This is a genomic window from Streptomyces viridosporus, assembly GCF_002078235.1.
GTDB classification, from domain to species: Bacteria; Actinomycetota; Actinomycetes; order Streptomycetales; family Streptomycetaceae; genus Streptomyces; species Streptomyces viridosporus.
In genome coordinates this window covers 1-17,950 of sequence record NZ_MSGP01000309.1, presented here as the reverse complement: position 1 = coordinate 17,950, position 17,950 = coordinate 1, and the positions used below count along the sequence as shown (strand labels likewise).

The window sequence follows — 17,950 nt, the reverse complement described above, 5'->3', positions numbered from 1 at the left end:
GGGCCGGGACCTGCGCTGGCGCTGCACCGCCGTGGAGCTGGGCGGTCCCCGCCCGCACCGCGCGGAGGACCGCTGACCGCGCGGAGAACGCCCGAGGGCCGGGCACCCTGGGGTGCCCGGCCCTCGGCCTGCCCGGAACCGCTCCGCACGGAGCGGCCCCGCTCACTTCTTGCGGCGACGCCCGCCCCGCGCCTGCTTGCGGCGCTCCGCGCGGGTGAGGCCGTCGGCCTCGGAGCGCACCGGCTCGTCGTCGGTGGCGAACTCGCCCTCGACGGTGCCGCCCTCGCCGTCCACCGTCGGCGCGGAGAAGTGCAGGTTCCGCCGCTGCGGAGCGTCGAGCCCCTTCGCGCGGATCTCCGGGCGCGCACCCGCCTGCGCGGGCACCGCGTCGTGCTTCTCCAGGTCGGCCACCGGCTTGACGTCCTCGACCGGGACCTCCTCGACCTGCTGCTCGACCTGGACCTCCAGGTTGAACAGGTAGCCGACCGACTCCTCCTTGATGCCCTCCATCATGGCCTGGAACATGTCGAAGCCCTCGCGCTGGTACTCGACCAGCGGGTCCTTCTGCGCCATCGCGCGCAGGCCGATGCCCTCCTGGAGGTAGTCCATCTCGTAGAGGTGCTCGCGCCACTTGCGGTCCAGGACCGACAGCACGACCCGGCGCTCCAGCTCACGCATGATCTCGGAGCCGAGCTGCGCCTCGCGGGCCTCGTACTGGGCGCGGATGTCGTCCTTGATGGACTCGGAGATGAACTCGGCGGTCAGTCCGGCCCGGTCGCCGGCCTCCTCCTCGAGCTCCTCGACGCTGATGCTCACCGGGTAGAGCTGCTTGAACGCGCCCCACAGCCGGTCCAGGTCCCAGTCCTCGGGGAAGCCCTCGGCGGTCTCGGCCTGGACGTAGGCGTCGATGGTGTCGTCCATGAAGTGCTGGATCTGCTCGTGCAGGTCCTCGCCCTCCAGGACGCGGCGCCGCTCGCCGTAGATGACCTCGCGCTGCCGGTTCATGACTTCGTCGTACTTCAGGACGTTCTTGCGGGTCTCGAAGTTCTGCGTCTCGACCTGCGACTGGGCGGAGGCGATGGCCCGCGTGACCATCTTGTTCTCGATGGGCACGTCGTCCGGCACGTTCGCCATCGACATCACGCGCTCGACCATCTGGGCCTTGAACAGACGCATCAGGTCGTCGCCGAGCGAGAGGTAGAAGCGGGACTCGCCGGGGTCGCCCTGACGGCCGGAACGGCCGCGGAGCTGGTTGTCGATGCGCCGCGACTCGTGCCGCTCGGTGCCCAGGACGTAGAGGCCGCCGAGCTTCTCGACCTCCTCCTTCTCCGCCTTGACCGCCTGCTCGGCCCGGGCGAGCGCCTCGGGCAGGACCTGCGCCCACTCCTCGATGTGCTCCTCGGGGTCGAGGCCGCGCTGGCGCAGCTCCGCCTCCGCGAGGTCCTCGGGGTTGCCGCCGAGCTTGATGTCCGTACCGCGGCCCGCCATGTTCGTAGCCACGGTGACGGCGCCCCTGCGGCCGGCCTGGGCGACGATCGACGCCTCGCGCTCGTGGTGCTTGGCGTTCAGCACCTCGTGCTGGATGCCGCGCTTGCTGAGCTGCTGCGAGAGGTACTCGGACTTCTCCACCGAGGTGGTGCCGACGAGGATCGGCTGCCCCTTGCGGTGCTTCTCCTCGATGTCGTCGACGACCGCCTCGAACTTGGCGACCTCGGTGCGGTAGATGAGGTCGGACTGGTCCTTGCGGACCATCGGCCGGTTGGTCGGGATGGGCACCACGCCGAGCTTGTAGATCTGGTGGAACTCGGCGGCCTCGGTCATCGCCGTACCGGTCATGCCGGACAGGCCGGGGACCTCCTTGCCGTTGTGGTCACGGCGCTTGTAGAGGCGGAAGAAGTTCTGGAGCGTGATCGTGGCGAGCGTCTGGTTCTCGTCCTTGATCGGCACGCCCTCCTTCGCCTCGATCGCCTGGTGCATGCCCTCGTTGTAGCGGCGGCCGGCGAGGATGCGGCCGGTGTGCTCGTCGACGATCATGACCTCGTCGTCGATGATGACGTAGTCCTTGTCGCGCTTGAAGAGCTCCTTGGCCTTGATGGCGTTGTTCAGGTAGCCCACGAGCGGGGTGTTCACCGACTCGTACAGGTTGTCGATGCCCAGCCAGTCCTCGACCTTGGCGACGCCGGACTCGTGGATGGCGACGGTGCGCTTCTTCTCGTCGACGTCGTAGTCGCCGGTCTCCTCGATGCCCTTGAGCGGCTGGCCGGCCTCGCCCCGCTTGAGGCGCCTGACCAGCTTGGCGAAGTCGCCGTACCACTTGGTGGCCTGGTCGGCCGGGCCGGAGATGATCAGCGGCGTACGGGCCTCGTCGATGAGGATGGAGTCGACCTCGTCGACGATGGCGAAGTTGTGGCCGCGCTGGACGAGTTCGTCCTTGGACCACGCCATGTTGTCGCGCAGGTAGTCGAAGCCGAACTCGTTGTTCGTGCCGTAGGTGATGTCGCAGGCGTACTGCTCGCGGCGCTGGGCCGGCGTCATGTTGGCGAGGATGCAGCCGACGCTCAGACCCAGGAACTTGTGGACGCGGCCCATCATCTCGGAGTCGCGCTCGGCCAGGTAGTCGTTGACCGTGATGATGTGGACGCCCTTGCCCGCCAGGGCGTTCAGGTACGCCGGCAGGGTGCCGACGAGGGTCTTGCCCTCACCGGTCTTCATCTCGGCCACGTAGCCCATGTGCAGGGCGGCGCCGCCCATGATCTGGACGTCGTAGTGCCGCTGGCCCAGGACGCGCTTGGCGGCCTCGCGGACGGTGGCGTACGCCTCGGGCAGCAGGTCGTCCAGGCTCTCACCGTCGGCGTAGCGCTCCCGGTACTCGTCGGTGAGGGCCCGCAGCTCGGCGTCGGAGAGGTCGACGAAGTCCTCTTCGATGGAGTTGACCTGGTCCGCGATGCGGTGCAGCTTGCGCAGGATCTTGCCTTCGCCTGCACGCATGATCTTCGAGAGGACGGACACGGGGGTTGGTCTCCTTGCCGGTCGGGCCTGGGACGGTCGGTTTCCGTTTCACTGATTGGGCAACGGCCATCGTATGCGAGGACCCCACCGCGCCGGGAGGCCCGCAGTGACGGCGGCCGTGTGCCGCTTCCCATCTGTTGCACGACTGCGTCGAAAAGCACAACGTCCGGGGCGCCCGGATGGTGCCGTGTCGCCCCGGGGAATCGCACGAAGAGTGACCGTCTTCTCACTCGGGGCCACGTGCCTGGCGCCGTTCCCGGCCCACCCCCCAGAATCGCCCGATGGAACCCGTCACGCTCACCACCGACCGCCTCCTGCTGCGCACGGTCGGCCCGCAGGACACCGACGCGGTGTACGCCGCCTGCCAGGATCCCGACATCCAGCGCTGGACCACCGTCCCCTCCCCGTACCTGCCGGAGCACGCGCGGGGCTTCACCGAGCAGATGGCCCCCGACGGCTGGGCGAACGGTTCGATGTTCACCTTCGGCGCCTTCCTCCCCGCCGGGGACCTCGCGGGCATGCTCGGCATCACCGTGCGCTCCCTCGGCGTGGGCGAGATCGGCTTCTGGGGGACGAAGGAGCACCGCGGCAACGGCTACGTCACCGAGGCCGCCGTCGCCGTCGCGCGCTGGGCGTTCACCCGGATGTCGATCGACCGCGTGGAGTGGCGCGCGGAGGTGGGCAACCGGTCCTCCCGCGCGGTGGCCGAACGCGCGGGCTTCACCGTCGAGGGCACCCTGCGCTCGGCGATCAACAACAAGGGAGTGCTGCGGGACTGCTGGGTGGGCTCCCTCCTCCCCTCCGACCTGGGGCTGCCGTCGACGGTGCCGTACCTGCCGGGCCGGGGGTGAGGCCGGTCCGGTCCCGGTTGTCAGTGCCACCCCCTATCGTGCGGACCCATGACGACCCACCCGCGTCCGATCACGGAACTCTCGGCTGACGAGGCCCGCCGCATCGCCCTGCGGGCCCAGGGCCTCCTCGGTGCCCCCGACCGCCGCTCCGGTGTCCGGGGCGTCCTCCGCCACCTGGGCGCGGTGCAGCTCGACACGATCTCCGTCCTGGCCCGCTCCCACGAGCTCATCCCCTACGCCCGTCTGGGCGCCGTGGGCCGTGGGGCCGTCGAGGAGGCGTACTGGAGGACGGGCTCCCGGCCGCCGCACGCCTTCGAGTACTGGTCGCACGCCGCGTGCGTCCTCCCCATCGAGGAGTGGCCCCACTTCGCCTTCCGCCGCCGCGCCTACCGCGACCGCCCGCACTGGAACCACGAACTCCCCGACGGGGTCTACGAACAGGTCGTCAAGCAGCTGCGCGCGGAGGGCCCCCTGACGGCCACGGAGCTGGGCGGCGCCAAGCGCACCAGCGAGTGGTGGGACTGGTCCGGCACCAAGGTCGCCGTCGAACGCGCCCTGATGTACGGCGAGGTGGTGTGCGTCGAGCGCCGCGGCTGGAAGCGGGTCTACGACCTCGCCGAGCGCGCGATCCCACCGGCGCTGCTGCACGACGAACCGGACGACACCGAGTGCCTGCGCCGCCTGGTCGGCCTGGCGGGCCGGTCCCTGGGCGTCGGTACGCGCGCGGACCTCGCCGACTACCACCGCCTCAGGACCGAGCAGGTCGACGCGGTGATCGCCGACTCGGGCCTGGTCCCGGTCGCGGTGGAGGGCTGGACCAAGCCGGCCTGGGCGGATCCGGCGGCCCTCGCGGCACCGCCGCGCGGGCGGCACCGCACGACGTTGCTGTCCCCGTTCGACTCCCTGATCTGGGAGCGGGCGCGCACGGAGCGGATCTTCGGCTTCACCCACCGCCTGGAGGCCTACGTCCCGAAGCAGAAGCGGGTGCACGGCTACTTCGCGATGCCCGTGCTCGCCGGCGGCCGGCTCGTCGGCCGCGTCGACCCGGCCCGCGCGGGCCGCACCCTGGTGGCCAAGCAGGTCACCCTGGAGGGGCCCAAGGCGGTCCCGGAGGTGGCTCGGGCCCTGGTGGAGGCGGCGGGCTGGGTGGAGTGCACGGATGTGCGCGTGGAGCGGGTCGAGGCGCCGGAGCTGCGCGAACCGCTCGTCCTGGAACTCGCCCGCGCCTTCGCCTGACGCCCGCGGCGGCCCGCGCGGCACCGTTCACCGGGCCGCCACCGGGCCGCTCACCGGATCTCGAGGATCTTCTCCCGCATCGCGTAGACCACGGCCTCCATCCTGGAGTGCAGCTGCAGCTTCTCCAGGATGTTGCGCACATGGTTCTTCACGGTGTTCTCGGAGATGAACAACTCCTTGGCGATGTCACGGTTGTTCATCCCCGTGGCCACGAGCTTGAGGACCTCGAGTTCACGGTCCGTCAGCCGGGGCGCGGGCACGAGCCGGCGCTCGTCGGTCCGCTGGATCATCGACTTGAACTCGGTGAGCAGTTTCGACGCCATGGAGGGGCTGATCTGCGACTGCCCGTCGGCCACCGCGCGGATGGCGGTGGCCACCTCGTCCGTGGAGATCTCCTTGAGGAGGTAGCCGGTCGCACCCGCCTTGATGGCGTCGTAGAGGTCGGCTTCCTCGTCGCTGATCGTCAGCATGATGATCTTCGCGCTGGGGGCCACCTCCTTGATGGAGGTGCACGCCTCGATCCCGCCCCGTTTGGGCATCCGCACGTCCATCAGGATGATGTCGGGCAGCAGGTCGGCGGCCTTCTCCACGGCTTCGGCGCCGTCCCCCGCCTCCCCGACGACCTGGATGTCCTCCTCGGCGGCGAGCACGATCTCCAGCCCGCGGCGGAACAGCGCGTGGTCGTCCACCACCAGGACCCTGATCGGCTCCTTGCGTGGAGAGCCCGCCTCCGGGCCCGTGCCGCCGACGCCGTCGCCGGCGCCCTCGGCACGCATCGGTCCGAAGCTGTCCGCCATCGTTCCTCCCCCTGAAGGCTGTGGTCCGTGGTCCGGAGCCATCGCCAACCCAAGGCAACGGCCCACCCGTTGAGCCGTTGCCGCCATGATTCCATGCCCGGACGGCACCGGGGCGACAGCAGGCGGTGCGAGGGGTCGCACACCGGTGCCCCTGGGGGCGCACACGCGCACCAGGGGCACCGGTCCCGCTGTCGCCCGGCGGATCAGCCGCCGAGTGTTCCGCCCGCCTCGGGGGAATTCGCCTCGGTGACCATCGTGTCGGTGCGGAGGTGGATGACGCCGTAGTCGTAGGCGTGTCGTCGGTAGACGACGCTGGGTTCCTTGGTCTCGGAATCGACGAACAGATAGAAGTCGTGCCCGACCAGCTCCATTTCGTAGAGAGCCTGATCGAGGGTCATGGGTGCGGCCACATGGGTCTTCTCGCGGACGACGAGAGGGCCTTCACCCTGTACTTCCAGGGAACCGATCTTCTTGGTGGGGACGGCTTCCTGCTCCTCCTCGGCGGAGAGCGCGCCGTTCCCGTCGAATGTCGCCGCGCCCGGGACGTGGTCGGGGACCTCCGCGGCCGAGATCCTGCGCACACCACGCCGCGAGAAGCGCTTGTCATGCTGCTTGCGCAGCCGTGCGTCCAGTTTTTCCGCTGCCAGGTCGAGCGCCGCGTACGGGTCGCTCGCCGCTGCCTCCGCCCGGATCACCGGACCGCGGGAGCGGAGCGTGATCTCCACTCGGTCGCAGCGGTCGGCCTGTCGGGGGTTGGGCTCCTTGGACACCTCGACGTCGAGGCTGATCACCTTGCCATCGAGCTTCTGGATCTTCTCCAGCTTCAGCTTCTCGGCCACGTGCTTCCGGAACCGCTCGGGCACCTCGGTCTTGCGGCCCTTGACGACGATGTCCACGCAGAACTCCGTTCCCGGATCACTCCGCTTCGGTGCGGAGCATCTCCCTTTTGCACCAGGCTCCGGTCATTCCCGGAACCTCGGACTCGGTGACGTCCACCTCCTCCCCCATGGGCGGGATCTCCAGTCCACCGGTGCGGGTGATGACGAAAAACCCGCAGCACGGCAATCGGATTCGAGAGGTCTGGCCTGCGGCTTTCCCTCACCACCGAACATATCTCGCCCGGAGGGATGTCGTCACCCTTTACCGTGCCGTACCTCCGTTCAGGTGAATTACCCCTCTCATTACTCTGCAACGAAGCAAGATCCCCATCAGTTCCGATTCATTTCGAAAGCATCCGGCGATGCCGCGACGACGGCCGCGCACACCACGTCGACGATCCCGTCGGCGCCGCCCGTGCCCGTCCTCCGCCGAGCCGCTCCGTTCCGCTGTTCTCCTCTGCCTTCCCCTGTCTCATCCCTGTACACGGACGCGGGACCCGAAATGCTCGAAACAGCCCCCGCACCGGGCTCCGCCCGCACCGCGCGTGCGGCCTCCGCCAGTGACGCGCCGGTCGTCATCAGGTCGTCGACGAGCACGACCGGGCCGCCGGAGAGCAACCGGCCGCAACCGGGGGCCACCACCAGCGCGCCGGCGAGATTGGCCAGCCGCTGCCGGGAGTCCAGCCCCGACTGGTCGGCCACGTACCGCCGCTGCCGCAGCGCGGGAAGCACCCGGGCGGACACCCCCGTCCGCCGCAGCGCACCCGCCGCCGCGAACGCGATCCGCCGGGCGGGATCGTGCCCGCGCGCCCGCACGGTCCGCCGCGCGGACGGCACGGGGACGAGCAGCACCGGACCCGGAACCCGGTGGACCCCTGCGGCGGCGTCTTCGTACGGCACCGCTCCCCGTGCCCCCGCCGTGCGCCCCCCTGCCGTGCGCAGCCCCGCCCGCACCGCTCCCGCCAGGGCCTCGCCCAGCGGTCCGGCGAGGGCCAGGGCGCCCCGTTCCTTGTGCGCCAGCAACGTGGCGCGCACCTCGTCCGCGTACCGGGCCGCCGCGTGCACCGGTGGCAGCCCGGCCGGCTCCGGGACCGGCCGGACCCGGCGCGGCCCGGCCCCGCCCAGCACCGTACGGCACCGGGCGCAGAGCACCGTACGAGGCCTGCCGCATCCCCCGCACTCGGCCGGGAGCACCAGGTCGGTGAGGTCCTGCCACCATCCCCGCATGGCGCCACCATGCCCCCGCCCGTCCCGACCCGGCCACCCCTGTGGACAACCGCACGCGGGACGGGCCGTCCGCGACGGACCGGGAACGCCCGCCCCGTGGTCCGCTCACCCCGGATAGACGGGCGCCGTCCCCTCCGTCACCTTCTGCCACTGCGCCCCCGAGGGCAGCCGGACGATCCCGTCCACGGAGTACGCCACCAGGGGCGTCTGCTCGTCGGCCGCGGCGGTGACGTCCTTGACCCCGGTCAGCGCGGCGGGCGGCGGCACGTCCGGTATGGAGCCGTCGACCTCGACGTACTTCATCTGCTCCACACCCCCCTGCTCGCGTCCGACCACCACGAGCCGGCTCTCCCCGGTCCAGGACATGGCGGTGACCTGCTCCAGCTCGGGCGTCGCGGAGCGCAGTTCCCGCACCGTGACCGCCGTCCGCCCGTCGGTCCCCCCGTCCGGTCCGCTCCGTTCGATCCGCCCGATCATCAAGGACCGCCGGTCGCCCTCCTCCACGACGAGCGCGATCCGCACCCCGTCGGCGGCCACCCGGACCGCCTGCACCCGGCCGTCCAGACCCGGTGTCCGTACCGGCAGCGGCTCTTCCGCGCCCCCCACCAGCAGGTACAGCCCCGGGTTCCCGGGGTCCCGGTCGGCCACCCACAGATCGCCCTGGGCGTCCCAGCTCGGCGCGCTCAGCCGGTCCTGCTCGCGCTTGCCCCGGCTGCGCAGTACGGGCTCGCCGAGCGAACCGCTCGTCACCAGCGCGGAGACGTACAGCGACGTGCCGTCGGCGGAGACCCCGGCCGCGGTGCGCTCGTCCCGCGCGACCGCCACCGAGCGCAGCGTCCTCCCGCCTTCGCCCAGCGCTCCCGGCACCGGTTCCGGCTCCATGTCGCTGCCGCCCGCGGCGATCCGCACCAGCCGCTGCTCCTCGTCGACGAAGTACAGGTGCTCCGGCCGGTCCAGCGTGCTCCGGACGGCCACGGTCTCGGCGTCGTCCTGGGCGAGCGAGCACAGCTGCTCGTCACCGGCCCGCAACTCGACCTCCTCCACCACCGGGCTGAGGTTGCGCAACGTGAACAGCAGCTGGGCCGCCATCTCCTCGCACTGTTCGGCGCCGGCCTCGGCCGCCCCGCCGTTGAGCGGCACGGTCAGCCTGCCCCGGTCGTCCACCGTCAGTGAGCCGGTTCCCTTCCGCAGTTCCGTGCCCGCGGGGAAGCTCGACCTGACGACCGGGTCCAGCCAGGCCGTGGGACCGGCGAGGAGGGAGCGCACCATCTGGGTCGTGGGATCCACATGGCTGCGCACGTAGACGGGATCGGCGACCGCCGACGGCAGCGCGCTCGCGTCGGTCCCCTCGGTGTTCGAGGCGAAGTAGTACTTGTTGACGGACATGTAGTTGCGCTGGAAGTCCGACTTGCCCATGACGACGCCCTGCGGCACCGCGTCGATGCGCCACTGGTCGTTCTTCGGGTCCTTCGTGAGACGCACGGGCTTGTCGTAGGACCCGGTGGCGGGCGCGTACGACTGCTGCGCGTCCACCGTGGCGACCTTGGTGCCGGTCAGCGTGTAGGTGAGGGAGTCGGCGTCCGCCCGGACCGGGGAGTCGGCGTAGGCGCCCGGCCCCTCCGACAGCACCGTGGTGGACAGCTCCGGCCGCCAGCTCTTCGCCGCCTTCGGGGTCAGGTACTGGCGCGCGGTCCTGTAGTCGGGGTCGTCGCTGGTCAGCGCCTCCAGGAAGCCCTGCACGATCTGCGGGGGCGTGGCGTCCTCACTCGGCGGCATGGCGAACACCCGCACCTGCGGGTCCTTCCGGGGCGTGGACTCGACGCCCCGCAGGTCCCCGCTGTCGGGCATCGAGGCGCACCCGGCCAGCAGGACGACCCCGCCGACGGCGCACGCCACCGTCCGCACCGGCGCCCCCCGGCCGTGCCCGACGCGCTCACCGCCCACGCGAAGCCTCCCCATCCCTGTGCGCGCCCTGCGCCACCCTCCGGCCGCCGAGACCTTCGGCGCCGCTGCCGTCCCCGGAGACCCGCTCCGGCTCTCCGCCCCCGAGGGCCCCCGGGGCCCCGTCACGGGCGCCGTCCGCCCGTCCCTCGGCCCCGCCGTGGCCGTCCGCCCGTCCCGCGGTCCCGTCCTGGCCGTCGTCCGGCCACCGCGCGGGACCACCGTCGTCCGCCGGCGTCGCCCCCTCGTCCTGCCACCGCGCCTGCGGGGCCGGCCGGGCCACCACGCGCGCGCCGTTGCCGGGCAGTGCCGTGGGGTCGGCCGTGGGCGCCGCGGCCGCCGGCCTCGGGGCGAACGGGTTCCCGGCGGCCCGCGCCGCACCGTCGGAGCCCGACTGCTGCACCGGCACCGTGGCCCGCTTCTCGCCGTCCCCGCCGCCGCGCGGCGGACCGGTGTCGTCCGATCCGCGGTTGCGTCGCGAGTCCCTGGGCTCCAGGGGGATCGGTGATCCCCTCAACGGCTCGTCCGCCGTCCTCGGCAGCGTCAGCCGGAACTGCGAACCGCCGCCCGGCTCGCCCCACGCCTGGAGCCAGCCGCCGTGCAGCCGCGCGTCCTCCAGGGCGATGGACAGCCCCAGTCCCGTGCCTCCGGTGGTCCGCGCGCGTGCCGGGTCGGCGCGCCAGAAGCGGCTGAAGACCCGGGTCGCCTCGCCCGGCTTGAGCCCCACGCCGTAGTCGCGCACCGCGACCGCGACCGCCCCGCCCGCCGCGGCGAGCCGGACGACGACGTCCTTGCCCTCCCCGTGCTCCACGGCGTTGACGACGAGGTTGCGCAGGATCCGCTCCACGCGCCGCGCGTCGGTCTCGGCGACGACGGGCTGCTGGTCGCCGACGACCTTGATCCGCGTGCCCTTGCGCTCGGCGAGCGGCTCGGCCCCGGTGACCACGCGCCGCACCACCTCGCGCAGGTCTATCGGCTCCGCCTCCAGCGCCGCCGCGCCCGCGTCGAAGCGGCTGATCTCCAGCAGGTCCGCGAGCAGCGACTCGAACCGGTCCAGCTGGTCGGCGAGCAGCTCGGCCGACCGCGCGGTCACCGGGTCGAAGTCCTCGCGCGCCTCGTGGATGACGTCCGCGGCCATCCGCACGGTCGTCAGCGGCGTCCGCAGCTCGTGGGACACGTCCGAGACGAACCGGCGCTGCATCCGTGACAGGTCCTCCAGCTGGTTGATCTTCAGCTGCAGGTTCTGGGCCATCTTGTTGAAGGCCTCGCCGAGCCGCGCGATGTCGTCCTCGCCGGTGACCTTCATGCGTTCCTGGAGCCGTCCGGCGGACAGCCGCTCGGCGATCCCGGCCGCCATCCGCACCGGTGTGACGACCTGCCGCACCACGAGCCAGGCGATCGCCCCGAGCAGCACGACGACGAACAGCCCGGCGGTCGTCAGCGTGCCCTTGACCAGGCTCAGCGACTTCTCCTCCTGCGTGAGCGGGAAGAGGTAGTACAGCTGGTACGGGTCGCCGTTGGGGTCGTTGACCTGCTTGCCGATGACCAGTCCGGGCTGGGAGTCCGCACCGCTGTCGTAGATGATGCGGGTGTAGCTCTGGGCCGCGGTGGGGTTGGTGTTGATCCGCTCCCGCAGGTCCTCCGGCACGCTGGCCGTCGCGATGACCTGACCGGAGGCGCGCGGGCCGCGCCCGCCGCCGCTGTCGTGGCCCGCGGGCAGGGTCACCACGTCGAAGGCGCCCTGGCCGCCGCTGGAGAGCGACTCGACGAGATCGCTCATCCACTGGATGACGCTCGTCGAGGCCTCCCCGTCCGCGGTGGTGCCGTCGTCACGGGTGACGCTCGCCGCCTCGTCGGCCTTCTGCTTGGCCACGGCGAACCCCCCGGTGGCCTGGCTCTGGGAGGCCTTCACCTTGGCGTCCAGCAGACCGTTGCGCACCTGCCCGATGACGACGAAGCCGAGCAGCAGGACCACGCCCAGCGACATCAGCAGGGTCGTGACGACGATCTTGAGCTGGATGTTGCGCCGCCACAGCCGCATGACGGGCAGCAGCGGCCGGCGCACCCAGCGCACGAACAGGCGGATGACCGGGCTGCCGTGGACCCCGCCCTGCAGCAGCCCGTCCCCCAGCAGTCTTCCCCAGCGGGAGCCCGCCGTCCTCCGGCCGACAGGCCGCTCCGGACCGCGTCCGGACCGGCCGGACGGCGAAGCGGCACTGTCGTCCCCGGACATGTCAGCTCGGCCCCGCCTTGTACCCGACACCACGGACGGTCACCACGATCTCCGGCTTCTCCGGGTCCTTCTCGACCTTGGAGCGCAGCCGCTGGACGTGCACGTTCACCAGGCGGGTGTCGGCCGCGTGCCGGTAGCCCCAGACCTGCTCGAGCAGCACCTCACGCGTGAACACCTGCCACGGCTTGCGGGCCAGCGCGACCAGCAGGTCGAACTCCAGCGGTGTCAGCGCGATCGACTGCCCGTCCCGCTTCACGGAGTGCCCGGCCACGTCGATCACCAGGTCGCCGATGGCGAGCTGCTCCGGCGCCGGCTCCTCCGACCTGCGCAGCCGCGCCCGGATACGGGCGACCAGCTCCTTCGGCTTGAACGGCTTCACGATGTAGTCGTCGGCCCCGGACTCCAGGCCCACCACCACGTCGACGGTGTCGCTCTTCGCCGTGAGCATCACGATCGGCACCCCGGACTCCGCCCTGATCAGGCGGCACACCTCGATGCCGTCCCGGCCGGGCAGCATCAGGTCCAGCAGCACCAGGTCGGGCTTGGTCTCACGGAAGGCGGCCAGCGCCTTGTCGCCGTCGGCCACGAAAGACGGTTCAAAACCCTCACCTCGCAGCACGATGCCGAGCATCTCGGCCAGTGCGCTGTCGTCATCGACGACAAGGACTCGTCCCTTCATAAACGACATCATCCCATTAGCTAATCGTGACCTGGCGTGACCTGGCACACAGCTCGGCCAGAGCCTCGGTCGTCACGGGCGAAACGGCCCCTTCTTCGGTGACGATCGCCGTCACCAGCTCCGGTGGTGTCACGTCGAACGCCGGGTTGTACGCCTGGGTCCCCAGGGGTGCCACCGGAATCCCGCCTCCCGCTTCCGTTCCGGCCATCGGCGCCTGCGGTGCCGTGACCTCGGTCACCTCGTGTCCGGGACGCTGCTCGACCTCGATGGACGCCCCGTCCGGCGTCCGCAGGTCCACCGTCGTCACCGGTGCCACCACGACGAACGGCACATGGTGGTACCGCGCGAGCACCGCGAGCGGATAGCTCCCCACCTTGTTCGCCACCGAACCGTCGGCCGCGATGCGGTCCGCCCCGACGAGCACCGCGTCCACCTCGCCCGCCGCGAACAGCGATCCCGCCGCGTTGTCGGTGAGCAGGGTGTACGCCATGCCGCTGCGGGCCGCCTCGTACGCCGTCAGGCGAGCACCTTGCAACAACGGACGCGTTTCGTCCACCCACAGGCGCCTGAGCCGGCCCGCCCGGTGCGCCGCCAGCGCCACCGCGAACGCCGTCCCCTCGCCGCCCGACACCAGCGAACCGGTGTTGCAGTGGGTGAGGATCCGGTGTCCGCCGCCGGGCAGCAGCTCCTCCAGCAGCGCCAGCCCGTGCTCGGCCATCCGGACGCTGGCCTCGGCGTCCTCCCGGTGGAGCTGCCGTGCCGCCGCCAGCGCGGCCCCGGCCGCCTGCCGGGGGTCGCCGGTGCGGGCGAGCACGGCCTGGTGGGCCGAGTGCGCCCGGTGCACCCCGACGGCGAGGTTCACCGCCGTGGGCCGGGCGCTTCGGAGCTCCGCCGCCGCGCCGTCCACGTCGTAGCCCCGTACCGCGGCCAGCGCGACGCCGTACGCCCCCGCGATGCCCAGCAGGGGAGCCCCGCGCACGGCGAGCGAGCGGATCGCCTCCACCAGCGCGGGCGCGTCCGTACAGACGAGTTCCACCTCCTCGGCCGGCAGCCTCGTCTGGTCCAGCAGGACCAGGACGGGGCCTTCCGGCGGCTCTTCCCAACGGAGTGCCGGGACCTCGGTCGGCCGCTTGTCGCCGCCGCTGTGTGCGTGCTGATCAGCCATGCGGTCAGTCTGCCCCCTGTCGCACGGACAATTGAAGGTATGCGGCCCTCACCTCGGCAGCTCCCTGCCGGACCACCCCATGGCACGATGGCTGCCAACCCTGCCGCCGCAACCGCGGACGGGCACCGTGAAGGAGCGACGATGAACGACACTCCGGGCTGGGCATCGCCCGGATCCGCCCCGTCCGACGGGCAGGAGCCGGCTTCGCCCGGACCTGCCGGGCCCGCCGACCGCCCGGCCCCCGAACAGCCCGCCGAACAGCCCGCCGACCGGCCTCAGCAGCCGGAGCAGGCGCCGCAGGACCCGGGCGCGAAGTGGTCGAAGGAACAGCCGCCGCCCAGCGGGTGGTCCGCGCCCACCGGCCCGGGCCAGGCTCCCCCGCCGCCGGGCCCGGGCTGGGGCACCCCGCCCCCCGGCGCTCCGGGGGGCCACGGCGGACCCGGCGGCCACGGCGGCGGCCACTACGGCGGGCACGGTTCCTGGGGAGGCGGCTGGGGCGGCGGCTGGGGCGGTCCGCCGCCCGCGGCCAAGCCCGGGGTGATCCCGCTCCGCCCGCTCGGCGTCGGCGAGATCCTCGACGGCGCGGTCTCCACCATGCGCACCTACTGGCGCACGGTGCTCGGCATCTCCCTGACCGTCGCCGTCCTCACCGAGATCGTCGTGGTCCTGCTCCAGGGGCTCGTCCTGGACGACACCAGCACCAAGGTCCTCAACGACCCCAGCGCCACCCTCGGTGAGCTGACCGGCGCCCTGGGCGACGCCCTGCTCAACTCCGGGGTGGTCTTCCTGGTCACCCTGGTCGGTACCGTCGCCGCCACCGCCCTGCTCACCACCGTCACCAGCCGCGCGGTGCTCGGCAAGCCGGTCACCACCGGCGAGGCCTGGCGCGACGCCCGCCCCCAGGTCGTGAAGCTGTTCGGCCTGATCTGCCTGCTGCTGCTCATCACGGCCGGCATCGTCACCGTGGGAGCCCTGCCCGGTCTCCTCGTGACCGTGGCGGGAGCCCCCGAAGCCGGCGTCGCGCTCACCGCCCTGGGGATCATCGGCGCCGTCGTGGTCACCCTGTGGCTGATGATCCGCTTCTCCCTCTCCTCCCCCGCGCTGATGCTGGAGAAGCAGGGCATCGTGAAGGCGATGAGCCGCTCCGCGAAGCTGGTGCGCGGCTCCTGGTGGCGGATCTTCGGCATCCAGCTGCTCGCGACGATCATCGCGAACGTCGTCGCGTCGATCATCGTCCTCCCGTTCGTCTTCCTCGCCGCGACCTTCAGCGGCGGCTTCACCGGCTTCCTCGACAGCACCGGCGGTGACATCAGCTGGACGTTCCTCGTCATCAGCGGAATCGGCTCGGTCATCGGCGCCATGGTCACGTTCCCGATCACGGCCGGCGTGACCGTGCTCCTCTACGTCGACCAGCGCATCCGCCGCGAGGCCCTCGACCTCGAACTGGCCCGCGCCGCGGGCGTCCCGGGCCACGCTCCCGGCACCACTCCGGGGAGCTGACGGGGTGATCGCCACGGGGGGAGTTCTCACATCGGCCCGGACGCTGCCGGCCGCCGCCGACACCGTCGTGCGCGCGCTGCTGAGCGGCGACGAGGAGCCGCCCGTCACCCTCCCGCGCGATCCCGCGCGGGAGGCGGCCCGGCGCGAGCTGTCCAAGCGCATGTACCACGAGAACGACCCCAGCTGGTTCCAGCGGGCCCTGAACGCCTTCTGGGAGTGGGTCGGCGATCTGTTCGCGACCGCCTCCACCGCGACCCCCGGCGGCACGCTCGGCCTGATCGTCGTCATCGCGGCCGTGGTCGCCGTCCTGGGCGCCCTGTGGTGGCGCCTGGGCACCCCGCGGCGGCAGCCGGCCTCGACCCCCGCACTGTTCGACGACCGCCCCCGCAGCGCCGCCGAACACCGCGCGGCGGCCGAGGCGCACGCCGCCCAGGGCCACTGGAACCAGGCCGTACGGGAACGCATGCGGGCCATCGTCCGCTCCCTGGAGGAACGCGCCCTGCTCGACATCCGTCCCGGCCGCACCGCCGACGAGGCCGCCGCGGAGGCCGGCCGCGTCCTGCCCGCCCACGCCGATCCCCTGCACGCCGCCGCCCGCTCCTTCGACGACGTGACCTACGGCGGCCGGGCCGCGACGGAACGGTCGTACCGGCACCTCGCCGACCTCGACCGCGCTCTGGAACGCGCCGCACCACAGCTCACGAGCGGCAGCACGACACAGGACGCCGACCACCACGCCCGCCGGGGAGCCGCCGGATGACGACCGAGGCCACGCTCCCGTCCACCTCGGCCTCGCCCACCGCGCGCCAGGTGTGGACCCGCGCGCGAGGCATCGCCCTCGCGCTGGTGCTGCTGATCGCGGCGGCCGTGGCGATCGCCGTGGTCCGCTCCGACGCCCACCACGGCGAACTCGACCCGCGCTCGGCCGACCCCTACGGAAGCCGCGCCGTCGCCGAACTCCTGGCCGACCGCGGCGTGGACACGCGCGTGGTCGCCACCCTCGACGAGGCGGTCGCCGCGGTCTCCCCCGACACCACCCTCCTGGTGGCCGTCCCCGACCTCCTGACCGGGGCTCAGCAGACCCGGCTGCACTCCGCGACCGCCGACGCCGGCGGCCGCACCGTCCTCGTCGCCTCCGGCAGCGCCTCCGTGGAACGGCTCGTCCCCGGCGTCACCGCCGACCCGGCGACCAGCCTCGACTCCACCCTCTCCCCCGCCTGCGACCTGCCCGCGGCCCGCCGCGCCGGCACCGCCGACACCGGCGGCATCCGCTACCTCACCCACCTCACCGCCGACAAGTGCTATCCCAGCGAGCGCCTGGCCACCCTGCTGCGCGTCCCCGCGCCCTCCGGGAACGGCGACACCGTCCTCCTCGGCGCGCCCGACATCCTCCTCAACGACCGCCTCGACGAGCACGGCAACGCCTCGCTCGCCCTCCAGCTCCTCGGCTCCCGCCCCCACCTGGTCTGGTACCTCCCCTCGCTCGCCGACGCCTCCGCCGTCCCGGAGGACGAGCGCAGCTTCTTCGACCTGCTCCCCTCCGGCTGGCTCTGGGGCACCCTGCAGCTCTTCATCGCGGCGGCCCTGGCGGCCCTGTGGCGGGCACGTCGGCTCGGCCCCCTGGTGCCCGAAAGACTCCCCGTGGCGATCCGCGCCTCCGAAACCGTCGAAGGCCGCGCCCGCCTCTACCGCAAGGCGAACGCCCGCGACCGCGCGGCCGCCGCTCTGCGCTCCACCACCCGCACCCGCCTCGCCCCCCTCGTGGGCATCCCCGTGACCCGGGCGCACACGCCCGAGGCCCTGCTCCCCGCGCTGTCCGCGCACCTCCAGGGCGACGGACAGTCCCTGCACGCCCTCCTGTTCGGCCCGCCGCCGGACGACGACGCAGCGCTCGTCTCCCTCGCCGACCGACTCGACGCCCTCGAAAGAGAGGTACGCCGTCCATGATGGACCCGACCACTGACAACGCCGCGCACACCGGGGACCCGGCCGCCGCCCGGGCCTCCCTGGAAGCCCTGCGCGCCGAGATCGCCAAAGCCGTGGTCGGCCAGGACCCCGCCGTCACCGGTCTCGTCGTCGCCCTGCTCTGCCGCGGCCACGTCCTCCTCGAAGGCGTCCCCGGGGTCGCCAAGACCCTTCTCGTCCGCGCCCTCGCCGCCGCCCTCCGGGTCGACACCAAGCGCGTCCAGTTCACTCCCGACCTGATGCCGAGCGACATCACCGGTTCCCTGGTCTACGACGCCCGCACCGCCGAGTTCTCCTTCCAGCCCGGCCCGGTCTTCACCAACCTGCTGCTCGCGGACGAGATCAACCGCACGCCCCCGAAGACCCAGTCGTCCCTGCTCGAGGCCATGGAGGAGCGCCAGGTCACGGTCGACGGCGCCCCCCGCCCCCTCCCGGACCCTTTCCTGGTCGTCGCGACCCAGAACCCCGT

The 17,950-nt window shown here is 72.3% G+C and carries 14 protein-coding genes; 6 read left to right on the top strand and 8 right to left on the bottom strand.

The features are described from left to right. Window positions 1-162 precede the first annotated feature (162 nt). Window positions 163-3,009, bottom strand: a complete 2,847-nt coding sequence (secA, locus tag B7L92_RS21995) for a preprotein translocase subunit SecA (RefSeq protein ID WP_081239195.1) — start codon at window positions 3,007-3,009, stop codon at window positions 163-165. 281 nt (window positions 3,010-3,290) lie between these two features. On the opposite strand from secA, the gene B7L92_RS21990 reads away from it, so the two are divergent. Both B7L92_RS21990 and B7L92_RS21985 read left to right on the top strand, forming a co-directional pair. Continuing rightward, window positions 3,291-3,860 (top strand): GNAT family N-acetyltransferase, encoded by a 570-nt coding sequence (locus B7L92_RS21990; protein WP_081239194.1) that lies wholly within the window; start codon window positions 3,291-3,293, stop codon window positions 3,858-3,860. 48 nt (window positions 3,861-3,908) lie between these two features. Further along, window positions 3,909-5,096 carry a winged helix-turn-helix domain-containing protein gene (locus B7L92_RS21985; protein WP_081239193.1) on the top strand — a complete coding sequence of 396 codons (1,188 nt, stop codon included), beginning with the start codon at window positions 3,909-3,911 and terminating at the stop codon, window positions 5,094-5,096. Window positions 5,097-5,146: 50 nt separating this feature from the next. Here B7L92_RS21985 and B7L92_RS21980 read toward each other — a convergent pair whose 3' ends face one another. The 7 genes from B7L92_RS21980 to mtnA form a co-directional block, all read right to left on the bottom strand. Beyond that, entirely contained in the window at window positions 5,147-5,893 is a 747-nt protein-coding gene (locus B7L92_RS21980) for a response regulator (protein WP_004987319.1), read from the bottom strand. 203 nt (window positions 5,894-6,096) lie between these two features. Then, the gene (gene hpf / locus B7L92_RS21975) at window positions 6,097-6,789 is read right to left on the bottom strand and encodes a ribosome hibernation-promoting factor, HPF/YfiA family (protein ID WP_081239192.1); all 693 of its coding nucleotides are present in this window, start codon (window positions 6,787-6,789) and stop codon (window positions 6,097-6,099) included. A gap of 312 nt (window positions 6,790-7,101) precedes the next feature. After that, window positions 7,102-7,998, bottom strand: a complete 897-nt coding sequence (locus B7L92_RS21970) for a ComF family protein (protein ID WP_081239191.1) — start codon at window positions 7,996-7,998, stop codon at window positions 7,102-7,104. Window positions 7,999-8,103: 105 nt separating this feature from the next. Continuing rightward, window positions 8,104-9,942, bottom strand: coding sequence for an LpqB family beta-propeller domain-containing protein (locus tag B7L92_RS21965; RefSeq protein ID WP_081239190.1), 1,839 nt, complete (start codon window positions 9,940-9,942; stop codon window positions 8,104-8,106). Further along, window positions 9,932-12,172, bottom strand: a complete 2,241-nt coding sequence (gene mtrB / locus B7L92_RS21960; protein ID WP_081239189.1) for an MtrAB system histidine kinase MtrB — start codon at window positions 12,170-12,172, stop codon at window positions 9,932-9,934. Before mtrB ends, B7L92_RS21965 begins: the two co-directional genes overlap by 11 nt. A 1-nt stretch (window position 12,173) precedes the next feature. Then, window positions 12,174-12,863, bottom strand: a complete 690-nt coding sequence (mtrA, locus tag B7L92_RS21955; RefSeq protein ID WP_004987303.1) for a two-component system response regulator MtrA — start codon at window positions 12,861-12,863, stop codon at window positions 12,174-12,176. A gap of 4 nt (window positions 12,864-12,867) precedes the next feature. Beyond that, window positions 12,868-14,016, bottom strand: coding sequence for an S-methyl-5-thioribose-1-phosphate isomerase (mtnA, locus tag B7L92_RS21950; RefSeq protein WP_081239188.1), 1,149 nt, complete (start codon window positions 14,014-14,016; stop codon window positions 12,868-12,870). Window positions 14,017-14,157: 141 nt separating this feature from the next. On the opposite strand from mtnA, the gene B7L92_RS21945 reads away from it, so the two are divergent. The 4 genes from B7L92_RS21945 to B7L92_RS21930 form a co-directional block, all read left to right on the top strand. Beyond that, the gene (locus B7L92_RS21945) at window positions 14,158-15,516 is read left to right on the top strand and encodes a DUF7847 domain-containing protein (RefSeq protein WP_107501568.1); all 1,359 of its coding nucleotides are present in this window, start codon (window positions 14,158-14,160) and stop codon (window positions 15,514-15,516) included. Between the two features lie 4 nt (window positions 15,517-15,520). After that, window positions 15,521-16,276, top strand: a complete 756-nt coding sequence (locus B7L92_RS21940) for a DUF4129 domain-containing protein (protein WP_438364012.1) — start codon at window positions 15,521-15,523, stop codon at window positions 16,274-16,276. After that, window positions 16,273-17,463: a DUF4350 domain-containing protein gene (locus tag B7L92_RS21935; RefSeq protein ID WP_081239186.1), complete on the top strand. Its 1,191-nt coding sequence runs from the start codon at window positions 16,273-16,275 to the stop codon at window positions 17,461-17,463. Before B7L92_RS21940 ends, B7L92_RS21935 begins: the two co-directional genes overlap by 4 nt. Continuing rightward, window positions 17,463-17,950: AAA family ATPase (locus B7L92_RS21930; RefSeq protein ID WP_159461053.1), on the top strand; the 488-nt coding region annotated here is incomplete at its 3' end. The genes B7L92_RS21935 and B7L92_RS21930, both read left to right, overlap by 1 nt.